The 17,977-nt window shown below is 73.7% G+C and carries 22 protein-coding genes and 1 pseudogene; 10 read left to right on the plus strand and 13 right to left on the minus strand.

Features of this window, described 5'->3' with window-relative positions; all coding sequences use genetic code 11:
- Positions 1–18: 18 nt before the first annotated feature.
- From HUT10_RS46790 to HUT10_RS46800, 3 genes are all read right to left on the minus strand, one after another.
- Positions 19–243, minus strand: a complete 225-nt coding sequence (locus HUT10_RS46790; RefSeq protein ID WP_176177091.1) for a hypothetical protein — start codon at positions 241–243, stop codon at positions 19–21.
- A 1-nt stretch (position 244) separates the two neighbouring features.
- Complete coding sequence (locus HUT10_RS46795) at positions 245–619, minus strand: nitroreductase family deazaflavin-dependent oxidoreductase (RefSeq protein WP_254897346.1); 375 nt, start codon at positions 617–619, stop codon at positions 245–247.
- A gap of 64 nt (positions 620–683) precedes the next feature.
- Positions 684–1,499: an NAD(P)H nitroreductase gene (locus HUT10_RS46800; RefSeq protein ID WP_176177093.1), complete on the minus strand. Its 816-nt coding sequence runs from the start codon at positions 1,497–1,499 to the stop codon at positions 684–686.
- A gap of 170 nt (positions 1,500–1,669) precedes the next feature.
- Between HUT10_RS46800 and HUT10_RS46805 the strand changes: the two genes are divergently transcribed.
- Positions 1,670–2,017 carry an HPF/RaiA family ribosome-associated protein gene (locus tag HUT10_RS46805; protein WP_176177094.1) on the plus strand — a complete coding sequence of 116 codons (348 nt, stop codon included), beginning with the start codon at positions 1,670–1,672 and terminating at the stop codon, positions 2,015–2,017.
- Here the strand turns inward: HUT10_RS46805 and HUT10_RS46810 are convergent.
- Together HUT10_RS46810 and HUT10_RS46815 are read right to left on the minus strand one after the other, a co-directional pair.
- A complete protein-coding gene (locus HUT10_RS46810) occupies positions 2,014–2,316 on the minus strand; it encodes a hypothetical protein (RefSeq protein WP_217709712.1) in 303 nt (100 codons plus the stop codon). The genes HUT10_RS46805 and HUT10_RS46810 overlap by 4 nt on opposite strands.
- On the minus strand, positions 2,313–2,750 hold the full coding sequence (locus HUT10_RS46815; protein ID WP_176177095.1) for a pyridoxamine 5'-phosphate oxidase family protein: 438 nt from the start codon (positions 2,748–2,750) through the stop codon (positions 2,313–2,315). Before HUT10_RS46815 ends, HUT10_RS46810 begins: the two co-directional genes overlap by 4 nt.
- A gap of 1,119 nt (positions 2,751–3,869) precedes the next feature.
- Between HUT10_RS46815 and HUT10_RS52370 the strand changes: the two are divergent.
- A pseudogene (locus HUT10_RS52370) lies at positions 3,870–4,010 on the plus strand (hypothetical protein); the annotation flags it as partial.
- Between the two features lie 108 nt (positions 4,011–4,118).
- Here the strand turns inward: HUT10_RS52370 and hypE are convergent.
- From hypE to hypF, 4 genes are read right to left on the minus strand one after another with little or no spacing between them, the layout of a single operon-like run.
- Positions 4,119–5,165 (minus strand): hydrogenase expression/formation protein HypE, encoded by a 1,047-nt coding sequence (gene hypE, locus HUT10_RS46825; protein WP_176177096.1) that lies wholly within the window; start codon positions 5,163–5,165, stop codon positions 4,119–4,121.
- Positions 5,162–6,268 (minus strand): hydrogenase formation protein HypD, encoded by a 1,107-nt coding sequence (gene hypD, locus HUT10_RS46830; RefSeq protein ID WP_176177097.1) that lies wholly within the window; start codon positions 6,266–6,268, stop codon positions 5,162–5,164. Before hypD ends, hypE begins: the two co-directional genes overlap by 4 nt.
- Entirely contained in the window at positions 6,265–6,534 is a 270-nt protein-coding gene (locus HUT10_RS46835) for a HypC/HybG/HupF family hydrogenase formation chaperone (RefSeq protein ID WP_254897348.1), read from the minus strand. The genes hypD and HUT10_RS46835 overlap by 4 nt, the downstream gene beginning before the upstream one ends.
- A complete protein-coding gene (gene hypF / locus HUT10_RS46840; protein ID WP_176177098.1) occupies positions 6,531–8,816 on the minus strand; it encodes a carbamoyltransferase HypF in 2,286 nt (761 codons plus the stop codon). The genes HUT10_RS46835 and hypF overlap by 4 nt, the downstream gene beginning before the upstream one ends.
- Positions 8,817–8,952: 136 nt before the next feature.
- Here hypF and HUT10_RS46845 point away from each other — a divergent pair, with 136 nt between their 5' ends.
- From HUT10_RS46845 to HUT10_RS50210, 5 genes are read left to right on the plus strand one after another with little or no spacing between them, the layout of a single operon-like run.
- Complete coding sequence (locus tag HUT10_RS46845; RefSeq protein ID WP_176177099.1) at positions 8,953–10,062, plus strand: 4Fe-4S dicluster domain-containing protein; 1,110 nt, start codon at positions 8,953–8,955, stop codon at positions 10,060–10,062.
- Positions 10,059–10,871, plus strand: coding sequence for an FAD/NAD(P)-binding protein (locus HUT10_RS46850; protein WP_254897349.1), 813 nt, complete (start codon positions 10,059–10,061; stop codon positions 10,869–10,871). The genes HUT10_RS46845 and HUT10_RS46850 overlap by 4 nt, the downstream gene beginning before the upstream one ends.
- On the plus strand, positions 10,871–11,623 hold the full coding sequence (locus tag HUT10_RS46855) for an oxidoreductase (RefSeq protein WP_176177100.1): 753 nt from the start codon (positions 10,871–10,873) through the stop codon (positions 11,621–11,623). The genes HUT10_RS46850 and HUT10_RS46855 overlap by 1 nt, the downstream gene beginning before the upstream one ends.
- Complete coding sequence (locus HUT10_RS50205; protein WP_217709713.1) at positions 11,620–12,912, plus strand: Ni/Fe hydrogenase subunit alpha; 1,293 nt, start codon at positions 11,620–11,622, stop codon at positions 12,910–12,912. The genes HUT10_RS46855 and HUT10_RS50205 overlap by 4 nt, the downstream gene beginning before the upstream one ends.
- Positions 12,909–13,370, plus strand: a complete 462-nt coding sequence (locus HUT10_RS50210; protein ID WP_217709714.1) for a hydrogenase maturation protease — start codon at positions 12,909–12,911, stop codon at positions 13,368–13,370. The genes HUT10_RS50205 and HUT10_RS50210 overlap by 4 nt, the downstream gene beginning before the upstream one ends.
- Here the strand turns inward: HUT10_RS50210 and HUT10_RS46865 are convergent.
- The 3 genes from HUT10_RS46865 to HUT10_RS46875 form a co-directional block, all read right to left on the minus strand.
- Entirely contained in the window at positions 13,360–13,809 is a 450-nt protein-coding gene (locus HUT10_RS46865; protein WP_176177101.1) for a hypothetical protein, read from the minus strand. The two genes, HUT10_RS50210 and HUT10_RS46865, sit on opposite strands and share 11 nt — an antisense overlap.
- 286 nt (positions 13,810–14,095) lie before the next feature.
- Positions 14,096–14,731, minus strand: coding sequence for a class F sortase (locus tag HUT10_RS46870; RefSeq protein WP_176177102.1), 636 nt, complete (start codon positions 14,729–14,731; stop codon positions 14,096–14,098).
- A complete protein-coding gene (locus tag HUT10_RS46875) occupies positions 14,728–15,018 on the minus strand; it encodes a hypothetical protein (RefSeq protein WP_176177103.1) in 291 nt (96 codons plus the stop codon). Before HUT10_RS46875 ends, HUT10_RS46870 begins: the two co-directional genes overlap by 4 nt.
- A gap of 173 nt (positions 15,019–15,191) precedes the next feature.
- On the opposite strand from HUT10_RS46875, the gene HUT10_RS46880 reads away from it, so the two are divergent.
- Positions 15,192–15,716: a GNAT family N-acetyltransferase gene (locus HUT10_RS46880; protein ID WP_176177104.1), complete on the plus strand. Its 525-nt coding sequence runs from the start codon at positions 15,192–15,194 to the stop codon at positions 15,714–15,716.
- A gap of 13 nt (positions 15,717–15,729) precedes the next feature.
- Here HUT10_RS46880 and HUT10_RS46885 read toward each other — a convergent pair whose 3' ends face one another.
- Positions 15,730–16,557 (minus strand): hypothetical protein, encoded by an 828-nt coding sequence (locus HUT10_RS46885; protein WP_176177105.1) that lies wholly within the window; start codon positions 16,555–16,557, stop codon positions 15,730–15,732.
- Between the two features lie 389 nt (positions 16,558–16,946).
- On the opposite strand from HUT10_RS46885, the gene HUT10_RS46890 reads away from it, so the two are divergent.
- Both HUT10_RS46890 and HUT10_RS46895 read left to right on the plus strand, forming a co-directional pair.
- Positions 16,947–17,273: a GyrI-like domain-containing protein gene (locus tag HUT10_RS46890; RefSeq protein WP_254897350.1), complete on the plus strand. Its 327-nt coding sequence runs from the start codon at positions 16,947–16,949 to the stop codon at positions 17,271–17,273.
- 61 nt (positions 17,274–17,334) lie between these two features.
- A complete protein-coding gene (locus HUT10_RS46895; protein ID WP_176177106.1) occupies positions 17,335–17,934 on the plus strand; it encodes a sigma-70 family RNA polymerase sigma factor in 600 nt (199 codons plus the stop codon).
- Positions 17,935–17,977 lie beyond the last annotated feature (43 nt).

Genomic DNA, 17,977 nt, shown 5'->3' on the forward strand with positions numbered 1-17,977 from the left:
TCGGTCGGTGTGGGCGGTTCACTCCTCCGGTTCGGAGGCGTCGAGCCGGTACCCGGGGACCAGCCGGGGGTGGCCCGGGGTGAACTCGACCCAGACCGAGCCCGGGCGGAGGTCGGGGGACCGGCCGACGACGACGCCGGTCCGCCCGTCGAACCGGCCGCCGTGGGCCCGCACGTGCAGGCCGCTGGGGAACCCGCCCGCCCGGGCGGGCCCGGGGTCGTTGTCGTGGTGGAGGAACCCCATGTCACTCACCCTTTTTCTCGCCGGCCGTCAGCCGCAGGTAGCGGGCGATGCCGAAGCGGCACCAGGCCTGGGCGTAGGCGGGGGAAACCTGTGTGAAGGCCGCACCTGCGTCGATGATCCGGGGTTCGCCGACCACGTACGTGATCCCACCCGAACGGAGGGTCGCCGTCCCGGCCGCGAGGACGTTGCGCAGCCAGTCGACTTCGGTGCCGTACGGCAGGGGCACGACGAAGCCGCCCGGCACGCGGCCGGCCACCACGGGTGTCCGGTAGGTGCGGCCCGACCGGCGCCCGACGTGCTCGAGCGCCGAGGCGTACCAGTGTCTGCGGCCGGCCAGCAGGAGCATGGCCGGGTTGAGGACATGCTTGTTGAACAACCGAACCCGATCCTTGGCCGAGCGATGCGGGCGCGTCTCGGGCCCATGGTCCTTTGTGGACATTTCAGTCCTCCTTGCGCATCGGACGGTGGTGGTACTTGGACGGCGCCTGGAGAGGTTCGAGGACGTGCCCCAGGCGGCGCCGCGGCGTCGGCGGCAGCGGCTCGGACCCGGGTGGTGCCCACCCGACCCGAAGCAACACCCGGGATGCCTCGGGGGCGTCCCACGAGTCGGTGAGGGAACAGGAGGCCAGGCCGAGAGCCGTTGCCGACAGCAGCACCGCGCTGGTCGCCTCGCCCGCGCGCAGCAGGGCCGGCCGGTCGTCGTCGGCCGCGGTCAAGGCGAGTACTTCGCCGCCGGTCCCGAGAACAGCCGGCCGGGTGAGGAGGGCGCCCGGCGCGCGGCCGGCGGTCCCTGGCCGGATCGGCTTCGGCACCACCTGCAGCCGGGCGCCCTCGCGGGCCGCCGCGCGAGCCAGCGCGTCGAGGTGTTCGCGGGGCACCGGCCACACCGCGGGCGGGCGGCGGTCGGTGCGACGGCGGGGGATGGCGGCCGCCAGTGCGATGGTTTCCTCCGTCGGGCGTCCGGCGGGGCGGGGAGTCACCACGGCCAGGTGTGCGGGATCGTCCGGGTCCGGCAGCCGCTGTATGTCGGTGTGCCAGCCGAGGGCGGCGAAGGCCACTCGGACGTGGTGCAGGGCCGCACCGCAGCCGAGGAGCACGTCCCGTTCCGGCGCCGGACAGTCCCGGTCGGAGAACAGGTGCAGGGTGCTGTACCCGATCCGCCAGCACCACGGCTGGGCGTTGCGGGCGGACGGGGCACGCAGTGCCAGCGCCACCGCGGCCTCCACGGTGGCCGTGTCCGGGATTCGTCGGTCCATCGGTTCGCCTCCGGTTCCCACCGTGGCACCGGGCCGCGGTGGGCCGGGAGAGCCGGAGGGCCCCGCGTCCGGGGACTTCGGGTCACCGTCGGCGCCGGACGCCTTTGGTCCTTTCGGCCGGGGACTTCCGGACCTGGGGTGGCGCGGGCGCGGTGAACAAGATCGGGGACATGGAGATCCGGATCGACACCAGCAAGAACGTCCACGGCGGCGACGACCTGGCCCGGCGCCTCGCCGGCGAGTTCGAAACGGCGCTCGCGCGCTTCGCCGGGGAGATCGACACCCTGCAAGTCCACCTCGGCGGCGATGCGAACCCCGGCGGCCGGCATCGGCGGTGCGTGCTCGAGGCACGCCCCGCCGGGCACGCACCCGTCGTCGTCAGCCACCACGCGGAGACGGTGCTCGAAGCCTGCCACGGTGCCGCGCACAAGCTGGAAAGCGTGCTCGAGACCAAGTACGGCCGGGCCCGGCACCGCAAGGGCGCGGACACCATCCGGCGGCCGCCGGCGACCCGTTAGCGTGCGCGCCGGTCACCTCGTGAGCGGGTGTAGCGGGGACTGTGGAAGACGCTCGCCGCGAGCAGGATGCCGACCACGAACCCGAAGTCGTACCAGTGCCCGTCGTTGCGGACCTCGTAGACACCCACGTGGTCGTTGAACAGGGAGACCAGGAAGGTGATCGGGCAGATGAAGCCGTGCCACAGCCCGGGCCAGAAACCGGGCCGGGCGGCGGTTTCCGCGTAGGTGTTCGCGGCCGGGGCACAGGCGGCCAGGAGCAGGATCAGCGCGACGGACACGGCCGCGGACGCGCGCTTCACCGCAGGCCCGATTCGGTGGCGTCGTCGGCGTCCGGCCGCAGGGCGATCCGGCGCCCGTCGATCCGGTCGAGGCCGATCCGCAGCAGGCGGTCACGCGGTGGCGGCGCCCACGAACGCAGGCCGGGGCCGAACTGGGCGGCCACGGTCGCGACGTCGGTGACCAGGTCGGCCACACCGGTGACGATCACGCTCCAGCCGGTGTGGTCGCCGGGGTCGTAGGCGTCGGCCTCGAAGGTGACCGCTTCGCCGTCGATCCGGTCGGCCCAGGAGTTCCGGCCGGCGCGCAGCCAGACGGCGTCGCAGGCGACGGTGAAGTTGACCGGCCGGATGACCGGCCGCCCGGCGCGGACGAAGGCGACCCGGCCGAGCGGGACCGAGGCGAGCAGCGCGCGGCAACGGTCGTGGCTCAAGGCGTGGATCTGCGAAGTGCTCATGGGCGACGTCCTGGGCCGGCGGGATCGGGTGAACCAGCCCAGGCTGCGCCGGTGACAGCGGTGGCCCCAGGGGCCGAGGTCACCGGGCGGCGGGACGGAAGTCCACCGGGTCCGCTGGAAGGGACGTTGTCCTCTATGCCGCGGTGGCCGTGCTCGCGAGCGTGGACCGAAGTGCCGGATCGGCAAGGGAGGGCTCATGAGCGCACAGCTGGACGGATGGGTACGGCGGACGGGCGTCCGCGTGGCTGTGGCCGTGGCCGGTGCCGCGGTGCTCACCGGAGTGAGCGGCGAGGGAGCCGGTGCCGGCGAGATTCCGGCGTGGCACCTGATCGCACTGCCGTTACCGCCCGGCAGCTTCAGCAGCACCGCGCTCGTGGTCGCCGACGACGGCACGGCTTACGGCAACGTCTGGTTCCCCGACCGGCCGGACGGGCGACGGGTGGCGGTGCCGGTGAAGTGGCCACCCGGCGGCGGCATCGTCGAGCTGCCGACCGCGCCGGACGCCATCGCTACCACCGTGACCGGCCTCGACCGGCGCGGAATGGTGGTGGGTTCTGCCGTCGGCGAAGACGGTGTCGCCCGCCCCGTGCTCTGGGAGCACGATCGTGCCGTTGTCCTCCCGTCCCCGGGGAACTCCGCCTGGGTCGGTGCGGGCAACCGCTCGGGTGTCCACGTAGGCGGCTTCGTCGGTTGGGACGGCAAGAACCACGCGGCCCGCTGGGATCGCGCCGGCCGGATCACCGCGCTGGAGCAGCTGCCGGGCGCCGGCGGTAGCTCAGCGACCGACGTCGACGACACCGGTTTGATCACCGGCAGCGCCGACACCGCTTCCGGCGGAAGCCGGGCGGCCATCTGGGACGAGCGCGGTCGCCTTGACGTACTCCCCGACCTCGGCGGCCGGTACAACTGGGCCGGGACCATCGCGCGCTCGGGCAAGATCCTGGGCATCGCCGATCGCCCCGAGCAGGCCTCGTGCGATTGCCACAACACCGTCTACTGGAACCGGTCCGGCCGGCTCACCGATCTCGGGCTGCCGTTCGGCGCGAAATCGACGTACCCCGACGGCGGCATGAACGACTCCGGGTGGTCGCCGGGAGCGCTTACTCCGAGGTGCCGGGGGTGCCGCACGCGATCCGCTGGGACCGGCGGGACCGCCCCGCCGATCTGGGTACTCTGCCGGGCGGCAGCTGGAGCAGGGCCCTCGGAATCAACGCTCGCGGCGCGGTCATCGGAGAAGCAGGCACCTCGGACCACGCGACTCACGCCGTGTACTGGAACCCGGCCGGGCAACCCGAAGATCTCGGCGCTCTGCCTGGGGCCACGTGGAGTTCTCCCGCCGCGGTGAACGACCACGACGTGGTAGCCGGTTCAGCAGATCCGGGGCAGCTGCTCGCCGATGAGCATGTCGACCACCCGCGTCGAGCCCACGAGGGTGCGGGCGACGACCCGGGCCGGGCCGCCGGGCGGCCCGACCGTGCCGATCGCCCGCGCTTCGCGGCCGGCCGGGTCCGCGTGCATCGCCGCCAGCACGGCGTCGGCGGCCGCCGGGGCGACGAAGGCGACCAGGCAGCCCTCGTTGGCCACGTGCAGGGGGTCAAGGCCGAGCAGCTCGCACGCCGAGGCCACCGCGGCCGGCACCGGCAGCCCGGGCTCGTCGATCTCCACTGTCACGTCCGAGGCTTCGGCGAGTTCGTTCAGCGCCGAGGCGAGACCGCCGCGCGTCGGGTCGCGCAGCGCGTGGACCTCGTGGCCGCCCGCTTCGACCATCGCCGCGACGAGCCGGTGCAGCGGGCGGCTGTCCGAACGGATGTCCGCTTCGAAACCGAGGCCTTCGCGGACGCTGAGGATCGCCGTCCCGTGGGCGCCGATCGGGCCGGACAGCAGGACGACGTCGCCGGGCACACCGCCCGCCGCCGTCGGGGTCGCGGACGGCAGCCGCCTGCCGATGCCGGTGGTGGTGAGGTAACAGCCGTCGGCGGCGCCGCGGCCGACCACCTTCGTGTCGCCGGTGACGACGCGCACGCCGCACTCCCGCGCCGCGGCGGCCACCGAGGCCGTGATCTCGCGCAGTTCGGCGAGCGGCAGGCCTTCTTCGAGCACGTACGCCAGCGTCAGCGCGACCGGCCGGGCGCCGCGCATGGCGAGGTCGTTGACCGTGCCGTACACCGCCAGCGAGCCGATGTCGCCGCCCGGGAAGAAGCGGGGCGTGACCACGAAGCCGTCCGTGCTGACCACCAGGTCGGCGCCGACCAGCGCGGCGTCCTCGAGCGGGCCGCGCTCGCCCAGCTCGCCGGTGATCACGGTGGTGAGCAGGTCGGCCATCAGCCGGCCACCGGAGCCGTGGCCGAGCAGGACGCGTTCGGTCTCGGCCCCGGGGAGCGGGCAGGTGAGCTGCTCGGGATCGATGGTCGTCATCGTGCCTCCACAGGGGGTTTCCGGCGACCCGCGTGGTGGAACGCCGCGCACGTGCCTTCGGTCGACACCATCGGCGCGCCCAGCGGGCTGAGCGGGGTGCAGCGGGTGCCGTAGGCCGGGCAGTCGGTGGGAACGGCGATTCCCCGCAGGATCCGCCCGGCAATGCAGTCCGGGTGCTCGACGGCGGGTGTCCCGCCGGCCGGGAAGCGCGCTTCGGCGTCGAAAGCGGCGAACTCGGCCGTGAGCGCCAGCCCGCTCGCCGGGATCGGGCCGATCCCGCGCCAGGTCCGTTCGCTGACCCGGAAGACTCGGCGCACGGCCTGCTGTGCGGCGGTGTTGCCGTCCCGCCGGACGGCTCGCGCGTATTGGTTCTCCACCGCGGCACGGCCGGCTTCCAGCTGCCGGACCGCCATGACGATGCCTTCGAGCAGGTCCAGCGGTTCGAACCCGGTGACCACGACGGGAACTCCGTAGCACCGCGCGATCGGTTCGTACTCGGTCCAGCCCATCACGGCGCAGACGTGGCCGGCGGCGAGGAAGGCCTGCACCTGGTTGTCGGGTGCGTCCAGGATCGCGGTGATCGCGGGCGGCACCAGGACGTGGCTCACCAGCACGGAGAAGTTCCGCAGGCCGGTGGCGGCCGCGTGCAGCACGGCCATGGCGTTGGCCGGCGCGGTGGTCTCGAACCCGACGGCGAAGAAGACGACCTGCCGGTCCGGGTGCTCGCGGGCGATCCGGACCGCGTCGAGCGGGGTGTACACGACCCGGACGTCGCCGCCGCGGGCCTTCACGCCGAGCAGGTCTCCCGCGGTGCCGGGCACGCGGAGCATGTCGCCGTAACTGGTGAAGATCACGTCCGGGCGGGCCGCGATGGCGACCGCCGCGTCGATCGTGGCCAGCGGGGTGACGCAGACCGGGCAGCCGGGGCCGTGGATCATCCGGATGCCGGCCGGCAGCAGCTCGTCGATGCCCTGGCGGACGAGCGTGTGCGTCTGGCCGCCGCAGACCTCCATGATCGCCCACGGCCGGGTGGCCGTCGCCCGCAGCTCGGACAGCAACCGGCGGGCCAGGACGGGATCGCGGTACTCGTCGAGGTACTTCACTGCGCGAACTCCGGACCCAGCTCGCCGGCCAGTGCGTCGGGGATCGCGCGGAGCACCTCCAGCGTCCGGGCGGCCTCGACCTCGTCGACCTGGCTGATCGCGAAGCCGACGTGCACGATCACGTAGTCGCCCACCTCGGCTTCGGGCGTGTAGGCGAGGCACACCGGCCGCCGGACGCCGTCGAAGTCGACGGTGCCCATCCGCAGGTCCGGGGCGCCGGTCAGGGCGACGATCCGCCCGGGCACGCCGAGGCACACCGCGCTCACCTCCCGGTGATCCGGGCGCAGGCGATCGCCGCCTGGCCGTAGCTGATGCCGCCGTCGTTCACCGGAACGCGTTCGCCCAGCAGCGGCCGCAAACCCGCGGCGGCGAGCCCGTCGACCACACCCGCGGTGAGCAAGCTGTTCTGGAAGACTCCGCCGCCGAGGCAGACGACGTCGGTGCCCGAGGCGCGGGCGGCCTTCACCGCGAGCGTGACGACGACCTCGGCGATCGTGCGGTGGAACCGCGCGGCCACCTCCCCGGCCGGGGCGTCCGCCGCGGACCGCAGGGCGTCGCGGAGCGTGGGGACGGGGTCGTACACCCACAGGCCGTCCCGCTCGTGCAGCTCCCATTCGAGGGCCTTCTGCGTGTCGTACCGCATGGCCGCCGCCTCCAGGTGGACGGCCGCTTCGCCTTCGTAGCTGTTGTCGTCGCACAGGCCGAGCAAGGCGCTGACGGCGTCGAAGAGCCGCCCGGCGCTGGAGGCCCGCGGACAGTTGAGGTTTCGCGCGATCATGGTGCGGACAACGGTGTGCTCCTGACTGTCCACTCGGGACAGCAGGGCGCCGGCGAGGTGCTCGGGCACCGGGTCGCCGAACGATTCGGCCCCGTAGAGGTACCCCAGCGCCATGCGGGCCGGACGGCGCACCGCGGCCGTGCCACCCGGCAGCGGGGCGGTGGCGAACCGGGCGAACCGCCGGAACTCCCGGTAGCCGGCGAGGAGCACCTCACCACCCCAGAGCGTTCCGTCGTCGCCGAGCCCGAGCCCGTCGAGCGCCACCCCGACGAACGGCGTCGAGACGCCGTGTTCCGCGGCGGTGGCGGCGACGTGGGCGTGGTGGTGCTGCACGCCGATCCGGCGCCCGGCGGGCCAGCGCCGGGCGTACTGGGTGGACAGGTAGCCCGGGTGCAAGTCGTGGGCGCACCACGCCGGCTCGGCGTCGAGCCAGCGGGCGAGGTCCGCGGCGGTGCGTTCGAAGGCGGCGAGCGTCCGGGCCTCCTCGAGGTCACCGGTGTGCGGCCCGAGGTGGGCCAGCCCGTCGCGAGCGAGCGCGCAGGTGTGCTTGAGCTGCGCGCCGAGAGCGAGCAGCGGTTCCGGGGCGGCGAACGGCAGCGGCAACGGCGCCGGCGCGTACCCGCGCGCCCGCCGGATCGTCGTGGTCCGGCCGTGCCGTGCCCGCACGACGGAGTCGTCGGAGCGGCACCAGATCGGCCGGTCGTGACCGAGGACGCCGTCGGTCACCGGTCCCAGGGTGACGAGCGCTTCCGCGTCGTCGACGACCATCGGGCCACCCGCGCGGTTGCCGCTCGTGACGACCAGGGGGCGCCGGAGCCCGGCCAGCAGCAGGTGGTGCAGCGGGGTGGTCGGGAGGAACACGCCGATCTCGGCCAGTCCGGGTGCGATGCCTTCGGCCAGCGGTGCGCCGGGGCGGCGGGGGAGCAGGACGATCGGTGCCTCGGCCGAAGTGAGCACGACGGCGGCGTGCTCGTCCACTTCGGACAGAACGCGGGCTTCGGCGAGGCTGCGAGCCAGCACGGCGAGTGGCTTCGCGGGCCGGTCTTTGACGCGCCGGAGCCGGTGCACCGCGGACTCGTCGGCGGCATCGCAGACCAGCTGGTAGCCGCCGAGCCCCTTGACCGCGGCGATCCCGCCGCCCGCCACGACGGCGCAGGCGGCGGCGAGGGCGTCTTCGCCGTGGACGCCGGGCGCCCAGCGCAGCCGGGGCCCGCACGCGGGGCAGGCGATGGGTTCGGCGTGGAACCGCCGGTCCGCCGGGTTCCGGTACTCGGCTTCGCACGCCGCGCACAGCGGGAACGCGCGCATCGCCGTCCGCGCGCGGTCGTAGGGCAGCCGCCCGAGGATGGTCGCGCGCGGTCCGCAGGCGGTGCAGGTGAGGAACGGGTAGCGGTAGCGGCGGTCGGCCGGGTCGAACAGTTCGCGGACGCACTCGACGCAGGTCGCCAGGTCCGGCGGGACCTCACCCCCGCGGCCTTCGACACTGGCGGCGACGCGGAAGCCGGGGCCGAGCGTCACCCGGTCCGTCAGCACGGTGACGTCGATGCCGGTCACTCGGGACTGCGGGGGCGCGGCTGCGGTGAGTCCGGCGACGAAGTCGGCCACCCGGCCACCCGCCGCGCGGATCACGACGTGGCCGCCGGCGTTGCGCACGTCCCCGCCCACGCCGAGTTCGGTGGCCAGGCGGTGGACGAACGGCCGGAAGCCGACGCCCTGCACGGTCCCGCGCACGTCGATCCGCAGCCGGTCACCGTCCGGTGTCTCCGCCATGCCGCCTCCCGCGTCCCGGGGCACCACGGTTCCCGCCGGGCCGCCCGGCCGACAGAGCACGAAGTACCCGTGGCGATGACCTTCGGCCCTAGGCCCGTCGCCGGCGCCGCCGGTTCAGTGGCCCCCGGGAGGTCCGATGACGAGCGACGGCACGGTGACGATCGACCTGGCGGGACTCGGCGGGCTGGTGGACGCCCTGATCCGCGACGGCTACCGGGTGATCGGGCCGACCGTGCGCGACGACGCGATCGTGCTCGCCGAGCTTGACTCGGCCGAGCAGCTCCCGGCGGGGTGGGGCGTCACCACGGGACCGGGCCGCTACCGGCTCCGGCGGCGCGAAGACCGCGCCGTGTTCGGGCATTCGGCGGGCCCGCAAGGGTGGAAACGGTACCTCCACCCGCCGCGCCGCAAACTTCTCGAAGCCACCGCGGACGGCCGGTTCACCGCCGGGGAACCCGACCGGACGCGCTACGCCTTCCTCGGGGTACGCGGGTGCGACCTCGCCGCGATCGCCGTCCTCGACCGCGTGCTCGGCGGCGGCGCGCACCCCGACGGCTCGTACCGGCGACGCCGCGCCGAACTGTTCGTCGTCGCCGCCAACTGCACCGAGCCGGGCGAAGTCTGCTTCTGTGCCTCCATGGGCACCGGCCCCGCGGCCGGCCCCGGGTACGACCTGGCCCTCACCGAGCGCATCGACGGGGACGGGCACCGCTTCATCGTCGACGTCGGCAGCCCGGACGGCGCCCGCCTGCTGGCCCAGGTCGGTACGCAACCGGCCCGCGGTGCCGAAGTCCGCGCGGCCCGCGAAGCCGTCGCCGCCGCGGCGGACCGGATGGGCCGGGTGATGCCCGCCGTCGACCTGCCGTCGGTGATCCGGGAAAGCCGCGAGTCCCCGCTGTGGGAAGAGGTCGCGAGCCGCTGCCTCACCTGCGCCAACTGCACCATGGTCTGCCCGACGTGCTTCTGCACCACCACCGAGGACGTCACCGACCTGTCCGGCGAACACGCCGAACGCCACCAGCGCTGGGCGTCGTGCTTCGAACTCGATTTCTCGTACGTGCACGGCGGCAGTGTCCGGACGTCCGGGGCGAGCCGCTACCGGCAGTGGTTCAGCCACAAGCTCGGCACCTGGCACGAGCAGTTCGGGATGTCCGGCTGCGTCGGCTGCGGCCGGTGCATCGCCTGGTGCCCGGCGGGGATCGACATCACCGAGGAAGCGGCGAAGCTGGCCGGGGGCTGCTCGTGACGGCCGAAGCGATGGTGCCGGTGCCGTACCGGGTCGCCGGGCGGGTCGTGGAGACCGCCGACTCGGTGACGGTGCGGCTGGAGCCGGTCGGCGAGCCGGTGCCGGAAGCGCGGCTCGGGCAGTTCATGATGCTGTACGCCCCGGGGATCGGCGAGGTGGCGATCTCGGTCAGCGGACCCGGGCCGATGCACACCATCCGCGCCGTCGGTGCGGTCAGCCGGGCGCTGCACGACCTCACCCCGGGCCGGGTGGTCGGCGTACGTGGCCCGTACGGCACCAGCTGGGACGTCGAGGACGCGGCCGGGCACGACGTCGTGATCGTCGCCGGCGGTGCCGGGCTGTGCCCGTTGCGGCCGGTGCTCACCGCGGTGCTCGCCGACCGGGTCCGGTACCGCCGGCTGGTCGTCGTGGCCGGGGCCCGGACCCCGGCGGAGTTCCTGTTCCCGCACGAGCTGGCCGCCTGGGCGCGGCGGCACGACGTCGAGGTGCTGCGGACGGTCGACCGCCCGGCCGAGGGCTGGACCGGACCGGTCGGCTTCGTGACCGAGCCGCTGTCGGCCCTGGAGCTCGACCCGGCGGCCACGCGCGCGTTCCTCTGCGGCCCGGAACCGATGATGCGTGCGTGCGCGGAAATCCTGCTGGCGAAGGAAGTCCCCGCGGCGGCGATCCGCGTTTCCCTGGAACGCGCGATGAAGTGCGGTATCGGCCTGTGCGGCCACTGCCAGCTCGGGCCGCTGCTGGTCTGCCGGGACGGCCCGGTCGTCGACTACACCGTCGCCGGTCCGCTGCTCGCCGTGAAGGAGCTGTGATGACGACGCCGACCCTCGCCGTCTGGAAGTTCGCCTCCTGCGACGGCTGCCAGCTGAGCCTGCTCGACTGCGAGGACGAACTGCTGGAGCTGGCCGGGAAGGTGCGCATCGCGCACTTCCTCGAAGCGTCCGGCACCGTGGTGCCCGGACCGTACGACGTGTCGCTCGTCGAAGGATCGATCACCACCCCGGCCGACCTGCGGCGCATCCGGGAGGTCCGGGCCGCTTCGAAGGTGCTGGTCACGATCGGGGCCTGCGCGACGGCGGGAGGTGTCCAAGCCCTGCGGAACTTCGCCGACGTCCGGGAGTTCGCCTCGATCGTCTACGCGCACCCGGAGTACATCGACACGCTGGCGACGTCGACGCCGGTGGCCGCCCACGTCCGGGTGGACCACGAGCTGCACGGCTGCCCGATCGACCGCGGCCAGCTGCTCGGCACGATCACCGCGCTGCTCGCCGGGCGTGCGCCGGACCTGCCGGACACCAGCGTCTGCACCGACTGCAAGCGCCGCGGGCTCACCTGCCTGCTGGTCGCCGACGGCACGCCGTGCCTCGGCCCGGTCACCCGCGCGGGGTGCGGTGCGCTCTGCCCGGGCGTCCACCGCGGCTGTTTCGGCTGCTTCGGGCCGATGGCGAAACCCAACACCCCGGTGCTGATCCCGCTGCTGCGGTCACGTGGGATGAGCGAGGCCGACGTCGACCGGGTCTTCAGCACCTTCACCGTCACGGAAACGCGCCGGGAGGAACCGTGAGCCACCGCAGCCGGCAGCTGAAGGTCAGCTCGCTGGCCCGCGTCGAGGGCGAAGGCGCGTTGCGCGTGCAGATCGCCGACGGGCGGGTCGAACGGGCCGAGCTGAACATCTACGAGCCGCCGCGGTTCTTCGAGGCGTTCCTGCGCGGGCGGGCGCACACCGAACCTCCGGACATCACCGCCCGCATCTGCGGCATCTGCCCGGTGGCCTACCAGACGAGCGCGTGCAACGCGATCGAAGACGCCTGCGGCGTCACCCTCGACCCCGGGATCGCCGAGGCGCGGCGGCTGCTCTACTGCGGCGAATGGATTTCCAGTCACGCCTTGCACATCTACCTGCTGCACGCTCCGGACTTCCTCGGCCACCCGGACGCGATCAGCCTCGCCACCCGGCACCGCGACGTCGTCGAACGCGGCCTGGCCCTGAAGAAGGCCGGGAACACGCTGCTGGAGACCATCGGCGGCCGGGCGATCCACCCGGTCAACGTCCGGGTCGGCGGGTTCTACTCGCTGCCCACCCGGGCGGACCTCCGCCCGCTCGACGAGACGCTGCGGCGGGCCCTCGACGACGCCCTCGCGACCGTGCGGTGGACGGCCGGGTTCGAATTTCCCGACGTCGAACTGGACCACGACCTGCTGGCCGCGTCCGAGCCGGGCCGCTACGCCATCGCCGACGGCAGCCTGCACACTGCCTCGGGCCTCGCGTTCACGCCGCAGGAATTCCCGGACCACGTCGTCGAAACGCATGTCCCGCACTCCACGGCGCTGCACGCGTCGCTCGGCGGCCACCGCTACCTGACCGGGCCTCTCGCGCGGTACACCCTCAACTCGGCGCAGCTGTCGGAGACCGCGCGGCAGGCCGCGGCCGAGGCGGGATTGGGGCCGGCGTGCCGCAACCCGTTCCGCAGCATCCTCGTCCGCGGTGTCGAAATCGTGTACGCGATCGAGGAAGCGCTGCGGATCATCGAGGCGTGGGAACGTCCGCCGCGGGCCTTCGTGGAGGTGCCGCCGCGCGCCGGAACCGGCCACGGGATCAGCGAAGCCCCGCGAGGCACCCTGTACCACCGCTACGAACTCGGTGCGGACGGCCTGGTCCGCACCGCGACCATCGTCCCGCCGACGTCGCAGAACCAGGCCGCGATCGAAGCCGACCTGCGGCGGGTCGTCGAGGACCACCTCGACCTCGGCGACGCCGAGCTGACCACGCTGGCCGAACGCACGATCCGCAACTACGATCCGTGCATCTCGTGCGCCGCGCACTTCCTGGACATCACCTGGGAGGGCCGGTGACCCGGGCGGTGGTGATCGGCGTGGGCAACGAGTACCGGCGTGACGACGGCGTCGCGGTGGCGGTGCTGGCCGCGCTCGACGCGGACCCGATCCCCGGTGTCCGCACCGTCCTGTGCGACGGCGAACCGGCGGCCCTGCTCGACGCCTGGTCCGACGTGGACACGGCGGTGGTCGTCGACGCCGTGCTCTGCGAGCCCTCGACGCCGGGTCGCGTCTGGACGTCCACTGTGGATGGCTGGCCACCTCGGGTGAGCTCGGCGAGCTCCCACGCACTGGGCATTCCGGACGCGGTCCGGCTCGGCGCGGCGCTCGGCCGGGTCCCGGAGGAGCTGGTCGTGTACGCGGTCGAGGCGGCCGATCTGGACCTCGGGACCGGTCTCACCCCGGCGGTGCGGGCCGCCGTCCCCGAGGTGGTCCGAGCGGTGCGGGACCGGCTCGGGGCTTCGCTCACCGGATAGCCGAGAATGTTCCGTCGCCGGTCGCGACGCCTCCTCGGGGCACCCGCGGAACCTGCGGCTTCTTCGGCGGCGGCGTCGAGGGTGCGGTGGTTTTCGGGACGACGGTGAAGGTGGTGGTGAGCGTGCGGTACGCGATCAGGCCGTTGCCACCGCGGCCTTCGCAGCGCACCGACACCGAGTACCGGCCCGGCGGCACGGTCCGCACGGTCGCGGGCAGGTCGGCGGTCGAGCGCAGCGGGTCGACGGCTCCCGAGACGGCCAGCGCCGTCGACTCGACGGGCAGCAGCGGCCGGAAGTGGAACGGCTGCTCTTCCGGGCACACGATCCGGACTTCGACCTGGGCTCCGGTGGCGCCTCTGGCCGGTTGCACGGAAAGACTGCCTTCCGAGGCGGCGATCGCCGCGGGGGAAAAGCCGAGCAGCAGCGCGGTCGTCAGCACGATGGCTCCTGGATGGCGGGACATGACCCTCCCTCTCGTCCGGATCCGCCCACCGTCGTCCGGCGGTGGGGCGGACCGGGAGAGTACAAAGCCATCGGCCGTGGTGTCCGAGGTCCGTCACCGCTGCCGGGAACCGGCGTGCTCAGACCGGGTCGGGCTCGCCGGCGTCCTGTTCGCGGGTGACGACTGCGCGGGCGACGTCGGTCAGCCGCACAGCGGCTGCGGCTGGTGACCGGGCGTGGCGTGCCGGCCGAGGTGTCCACGCCCGCCGGGTACGCGTAGCCGGTCAGGGGGCCAGCTTCGCGTAGGCGATGATGTTGTCCCGGTAGCTGTGCACCGTCCGGTCGAAACTGCCGCCGCAGGTGATCAGGCGGAGCTGGGGATCGGGCGTGTCCCCGTAGACCGCGCCGGACGGGAACTCGTCCTTGTCGACCCTGTCCACATGGGACACCACGAAGGTGAGTGTGGTGCCGTCCTTGCGGGTGACCAGGACGCGGTCGCCCGGGACGAGTTCGCGCAACCGGTAGAAAATCCCCTTCTGCCGGTTGCCGTCGACGTGGCCGACGATCACCGCCGGGCCGCTCTCCCCGGGCGTGGGCCCCAAGGCGTACCAGCCGGCCTGCATCGGCCGGCTCACCGGTGGCACTTCGAGGGTACCGTCCGGGTTGAGGCCCAGCGGGATGAGCGTGGACTGCGCGCCGATCCGCGGAACCTCCACCGCCACCGGATCCACCCGCGGCAGCTCCGGCGCGGTCGTGGCGGCCGGCACGGTGCTCGGGGGAACCGGGGGACTGGGGGCGGACAGCGGCTCGTCGGGCCGGCCGGCCGTCAGCACGACGGTCAGGCCGGCCAGCACGGCGAGGACCACGGCCGCCAGGAGCAGCGCGCCCCGGCGACCGTGTGCCCAGTGCCGACGAGTCATGCGTCCGGGCCGTCGGGCGCGGTGCCGCCGCCCCCGGTCTCCACGCCGCCCTTGGGCACCGGCCGGGCCGAGGTCTTGGGCGTCGAGGTGATGGTCTTGGTGGACGTCGTCTTGCCGGTGGTGGCCGTCGGCTTGGTCGGCGGCTTGGTCGGCGAGGTGGTGGTCGCCGGCGACGTGGTCGTGGTCGGCACTTCGACGGCCGAGACCGGGCCGGCCGCGATCAGGAAGCCCGTGAGCGCGACGCCGGCGGCCGCGGCCAGCGCCGATTTCACCGGGAATTTCTGCATGAGGTGACTCCCTTCCGTGGTGTGTTTCCGGTGCCCGCAGAATCGCGCCGGCCGACATTTCCCGAAAGGGAACAAAGTCCTCTGCCTGCCGGGACCGGGCCGGGGCGCCGCGGACCTGGACGGGGGTGACCGCGCGTGGCATCGTGGCCGGATCGGCGCTCCGGGAGGTGGCGATGGCGGACGGCGACCGCACGGCGGAGGAAGAACCGGCCATCGTCCACCTCGGCGACGGCCGGGTCGTTTCGGTCGGCCTGCTCACCCCGGCGGACGCCGCCGAACTGGGAGCGGCGATCGAAAACGCCGATCCGGAAACGCTGTACCGCCGGTTCTGCGGCCCACCACCCCGCGTGACGCCGAAATTGCTCCGGCGGCTCACCGAGCTGGACTACGAACGCCGCTACGCGCTCGTGGCGCGTGCTCCGGACGGGCACGGGGTCGCCGTCGCGCGGTACGAGGCCACCGCCGATCCGGGGGTGGCGGACGTCGCCGTCGTCGTGGATCCGGCGTGGCGCCGCGCCGGCCTGGCCACCGCGCTGGTCCGCATGCTCGCCGAAGCCGCGGTGACGCACGGGTTCACCACGTTCACGGCCACCTACCTCGCCGACAACGTGCCGGTCGGTGAACTGCTCGACGAAGCCGGCGGCCGCCGCGTGATCGCCCACGGCATCGGCGAGGCCGTGGTCGCCCTGGACCCGTGACGGTGCCCCGTGCTCAGTCCCCGGTCCCGCCCGTCTGCCGGAAGACGAGGACGGTGACCCCGGCCGCGGCGACGGCCAGACCGATCCCCGACCAGCCCCACCAGCCGGGCCGCACGCGGTCACCGAGCAGGAGGATGGCGAGCGAGCCGGGGAAGACGACTTCGGTCATCGTGACGATCGCACTCGGGACGGCGGGGGTGCTCAGGTGCAGTGCGGTGGCGTACACCGCGACGCCGACGGTGGCGAAGGCGACGGTCACGAAGGTGAGGGGCCGTGCGAGGAGCGCGTCGACGCTCGCGGTGGCACCGGGATCCCGCAGGAGGGCGCGAACCGCGAGCACCGCGCCGCCGTAGGCGCACCCGGCGAGGACGGACCGTGCGACGGTGCCCCACCGGACCGCGGCGGCCGCGCCGGCGAGCACGGCCGCGAACAACGCCAGCAGGACGACGAGGACGACCGGCGGCGGGGCGGTCCACCCGGTCTCCCTCGCCGCGCCCGCGGCCACCAGTCCCAGCCCGAGCGCGGCGGCGGCGATCCCGAGCAGGTCAGCCCCGCGCAACGCCGCTCGCAGGACGACATGCGCCAGGAGCACGGCGAACGCGGTCTGCGTGGCGACGAGCGACTGGACCGCGAAGACCGGCAGGAACCGCAGCGCGAAGACGGTCAGGCTCCAGCCCAGGAGGTCGACCGCCAAACCGGTCGCGTAGAGCAAGGCGCGCGTGGCCCAAGGGGAACCGGTGCGCTGCGAAGCGGTCGCCAGCACGACGGTCGCCGCGCCGTCGAGGACGGCCGCGAGCACGGCAGCGGTGAAGCCGAGTGCAGTACCCGCACCGCCGGTCACCTGAGCACCTCGATCCGGGGTGTCACTGCCGTGGTCCTCTCCGTCGCGACGGGCCGTACCCCTTGGTACGCGGCGGCCCCGGAGAGCTTGAAGGGCCGAAAGGCACCATCGGTACGGATCTCGGCCGCAGCCGAACGGGCGCCGGGCGGTCGGCGGGAAGCGGCGGGTGGAGCGGGGACCATCGACCCGCCGCAGGAGGACGGAGGACTCTACGTACCCCGCGGCGGTGTCCTCGACACTGCCGGGATGCGGACCTACGAGATCCAGACCGGGAACCGGAACGAGCAGCCGACCGCGGTGGCCGAGGCGGTCCTGGAGGTCACGGAGATCGGGGCCTGGCTCGGTCGGCACTACGGGACGATCGCGGGTGTCCTGGCGCGCAGGGCCGGGTGCCCGCCGGTCCGCCCTTCGCACGCTACCGCCCGGAACCCGATGGCCGGTTCCACGTCGAGGCGGGGTTCCCGGTCGGTACCGCGATCGAGGCAGCCGACGGTGTCCGGCCGTCGACGCTGCCGGCCGGCCCAGTCGTGGAAACGGTGCACGTGGGGTCGTACGACACGATGGAACCCGCTTACGGCGCACTGGCTTCCTGGGTGCACGAGCACGACGGTGAGCTCGCCGGCGCGGCCTGGGAGGTCTACCTGACCTCTCCGCAGGGCCGGCCCGATCCCGGGACGTGGTGTACCGAAGTCGTCCAGCCGTACCGGATCCACTGAGCCGTCCGCGCCTCGGCAGTGTCCGGGCGAGCGCGGGAAGGCGATTTCCCGGGGGGAGCACGTGGAAACACCGGCGCACCACGACGGCTGGCGCGTCCCGCGGCCGGACACCGAACTCGTCCGGCACGCGGTGGGCGGCGACCCGGCGGCGACCAAAGCCCTGTTCCTCCTGCTCCGGCCGATCGTGCTCGGCTACTGCCGCCAGCGGCTCCGCGAGACCGTGGCGACCGAAGCGGAGGACTGTGCCCAGGACGTCATGGTCGCCGTGCTGTCGGCGTTGCCGGATTACACGTACGGGCCCGAAAAGTTCCTCGCCTGGGTCTTCGGCATCGCGGCGCACAAGGTCGCGGACTGCCACCGGGCCCGGAACAACAGCCGGGAGCAGCTCGTGCCGTCGGCGGACGAGCAGCTGACCCGCACGTCCCGGTCGGCCCCGGCCGCGAGTGACGAGTTCGCCCGGCTCGAGCGGGACCGGCGGGTGGGCCGGCTGCTGCGGCGGCTTCCCGCCTCGCACCGGAAGGTGCTCGTGCTGCGGCTGGCCTTCGGCTACTCCGCCGAAGAAACGGCCCGCCTGCTGGAAATGCCCAGTGCCGGCGCGGTCCGCGTGGCCCAGCACCGCGCGCTGCGGCGGGCCCGGTGGCTCGTCCGCGGCACTTCCTGAGTGCGGCGGCACACCGGGTCTCGCCTCGCGCGTCCGGTCGGCG

The organism is Amycolatopsis sp. Hca4 (genome assembly GCF_013364075.1).
Taxonomy (GTDB): Bacteria; Actinomycetota; Actinomycetes; order Mycobacteriales; family Pseudonocardiaceae; genus Amycolatopsis.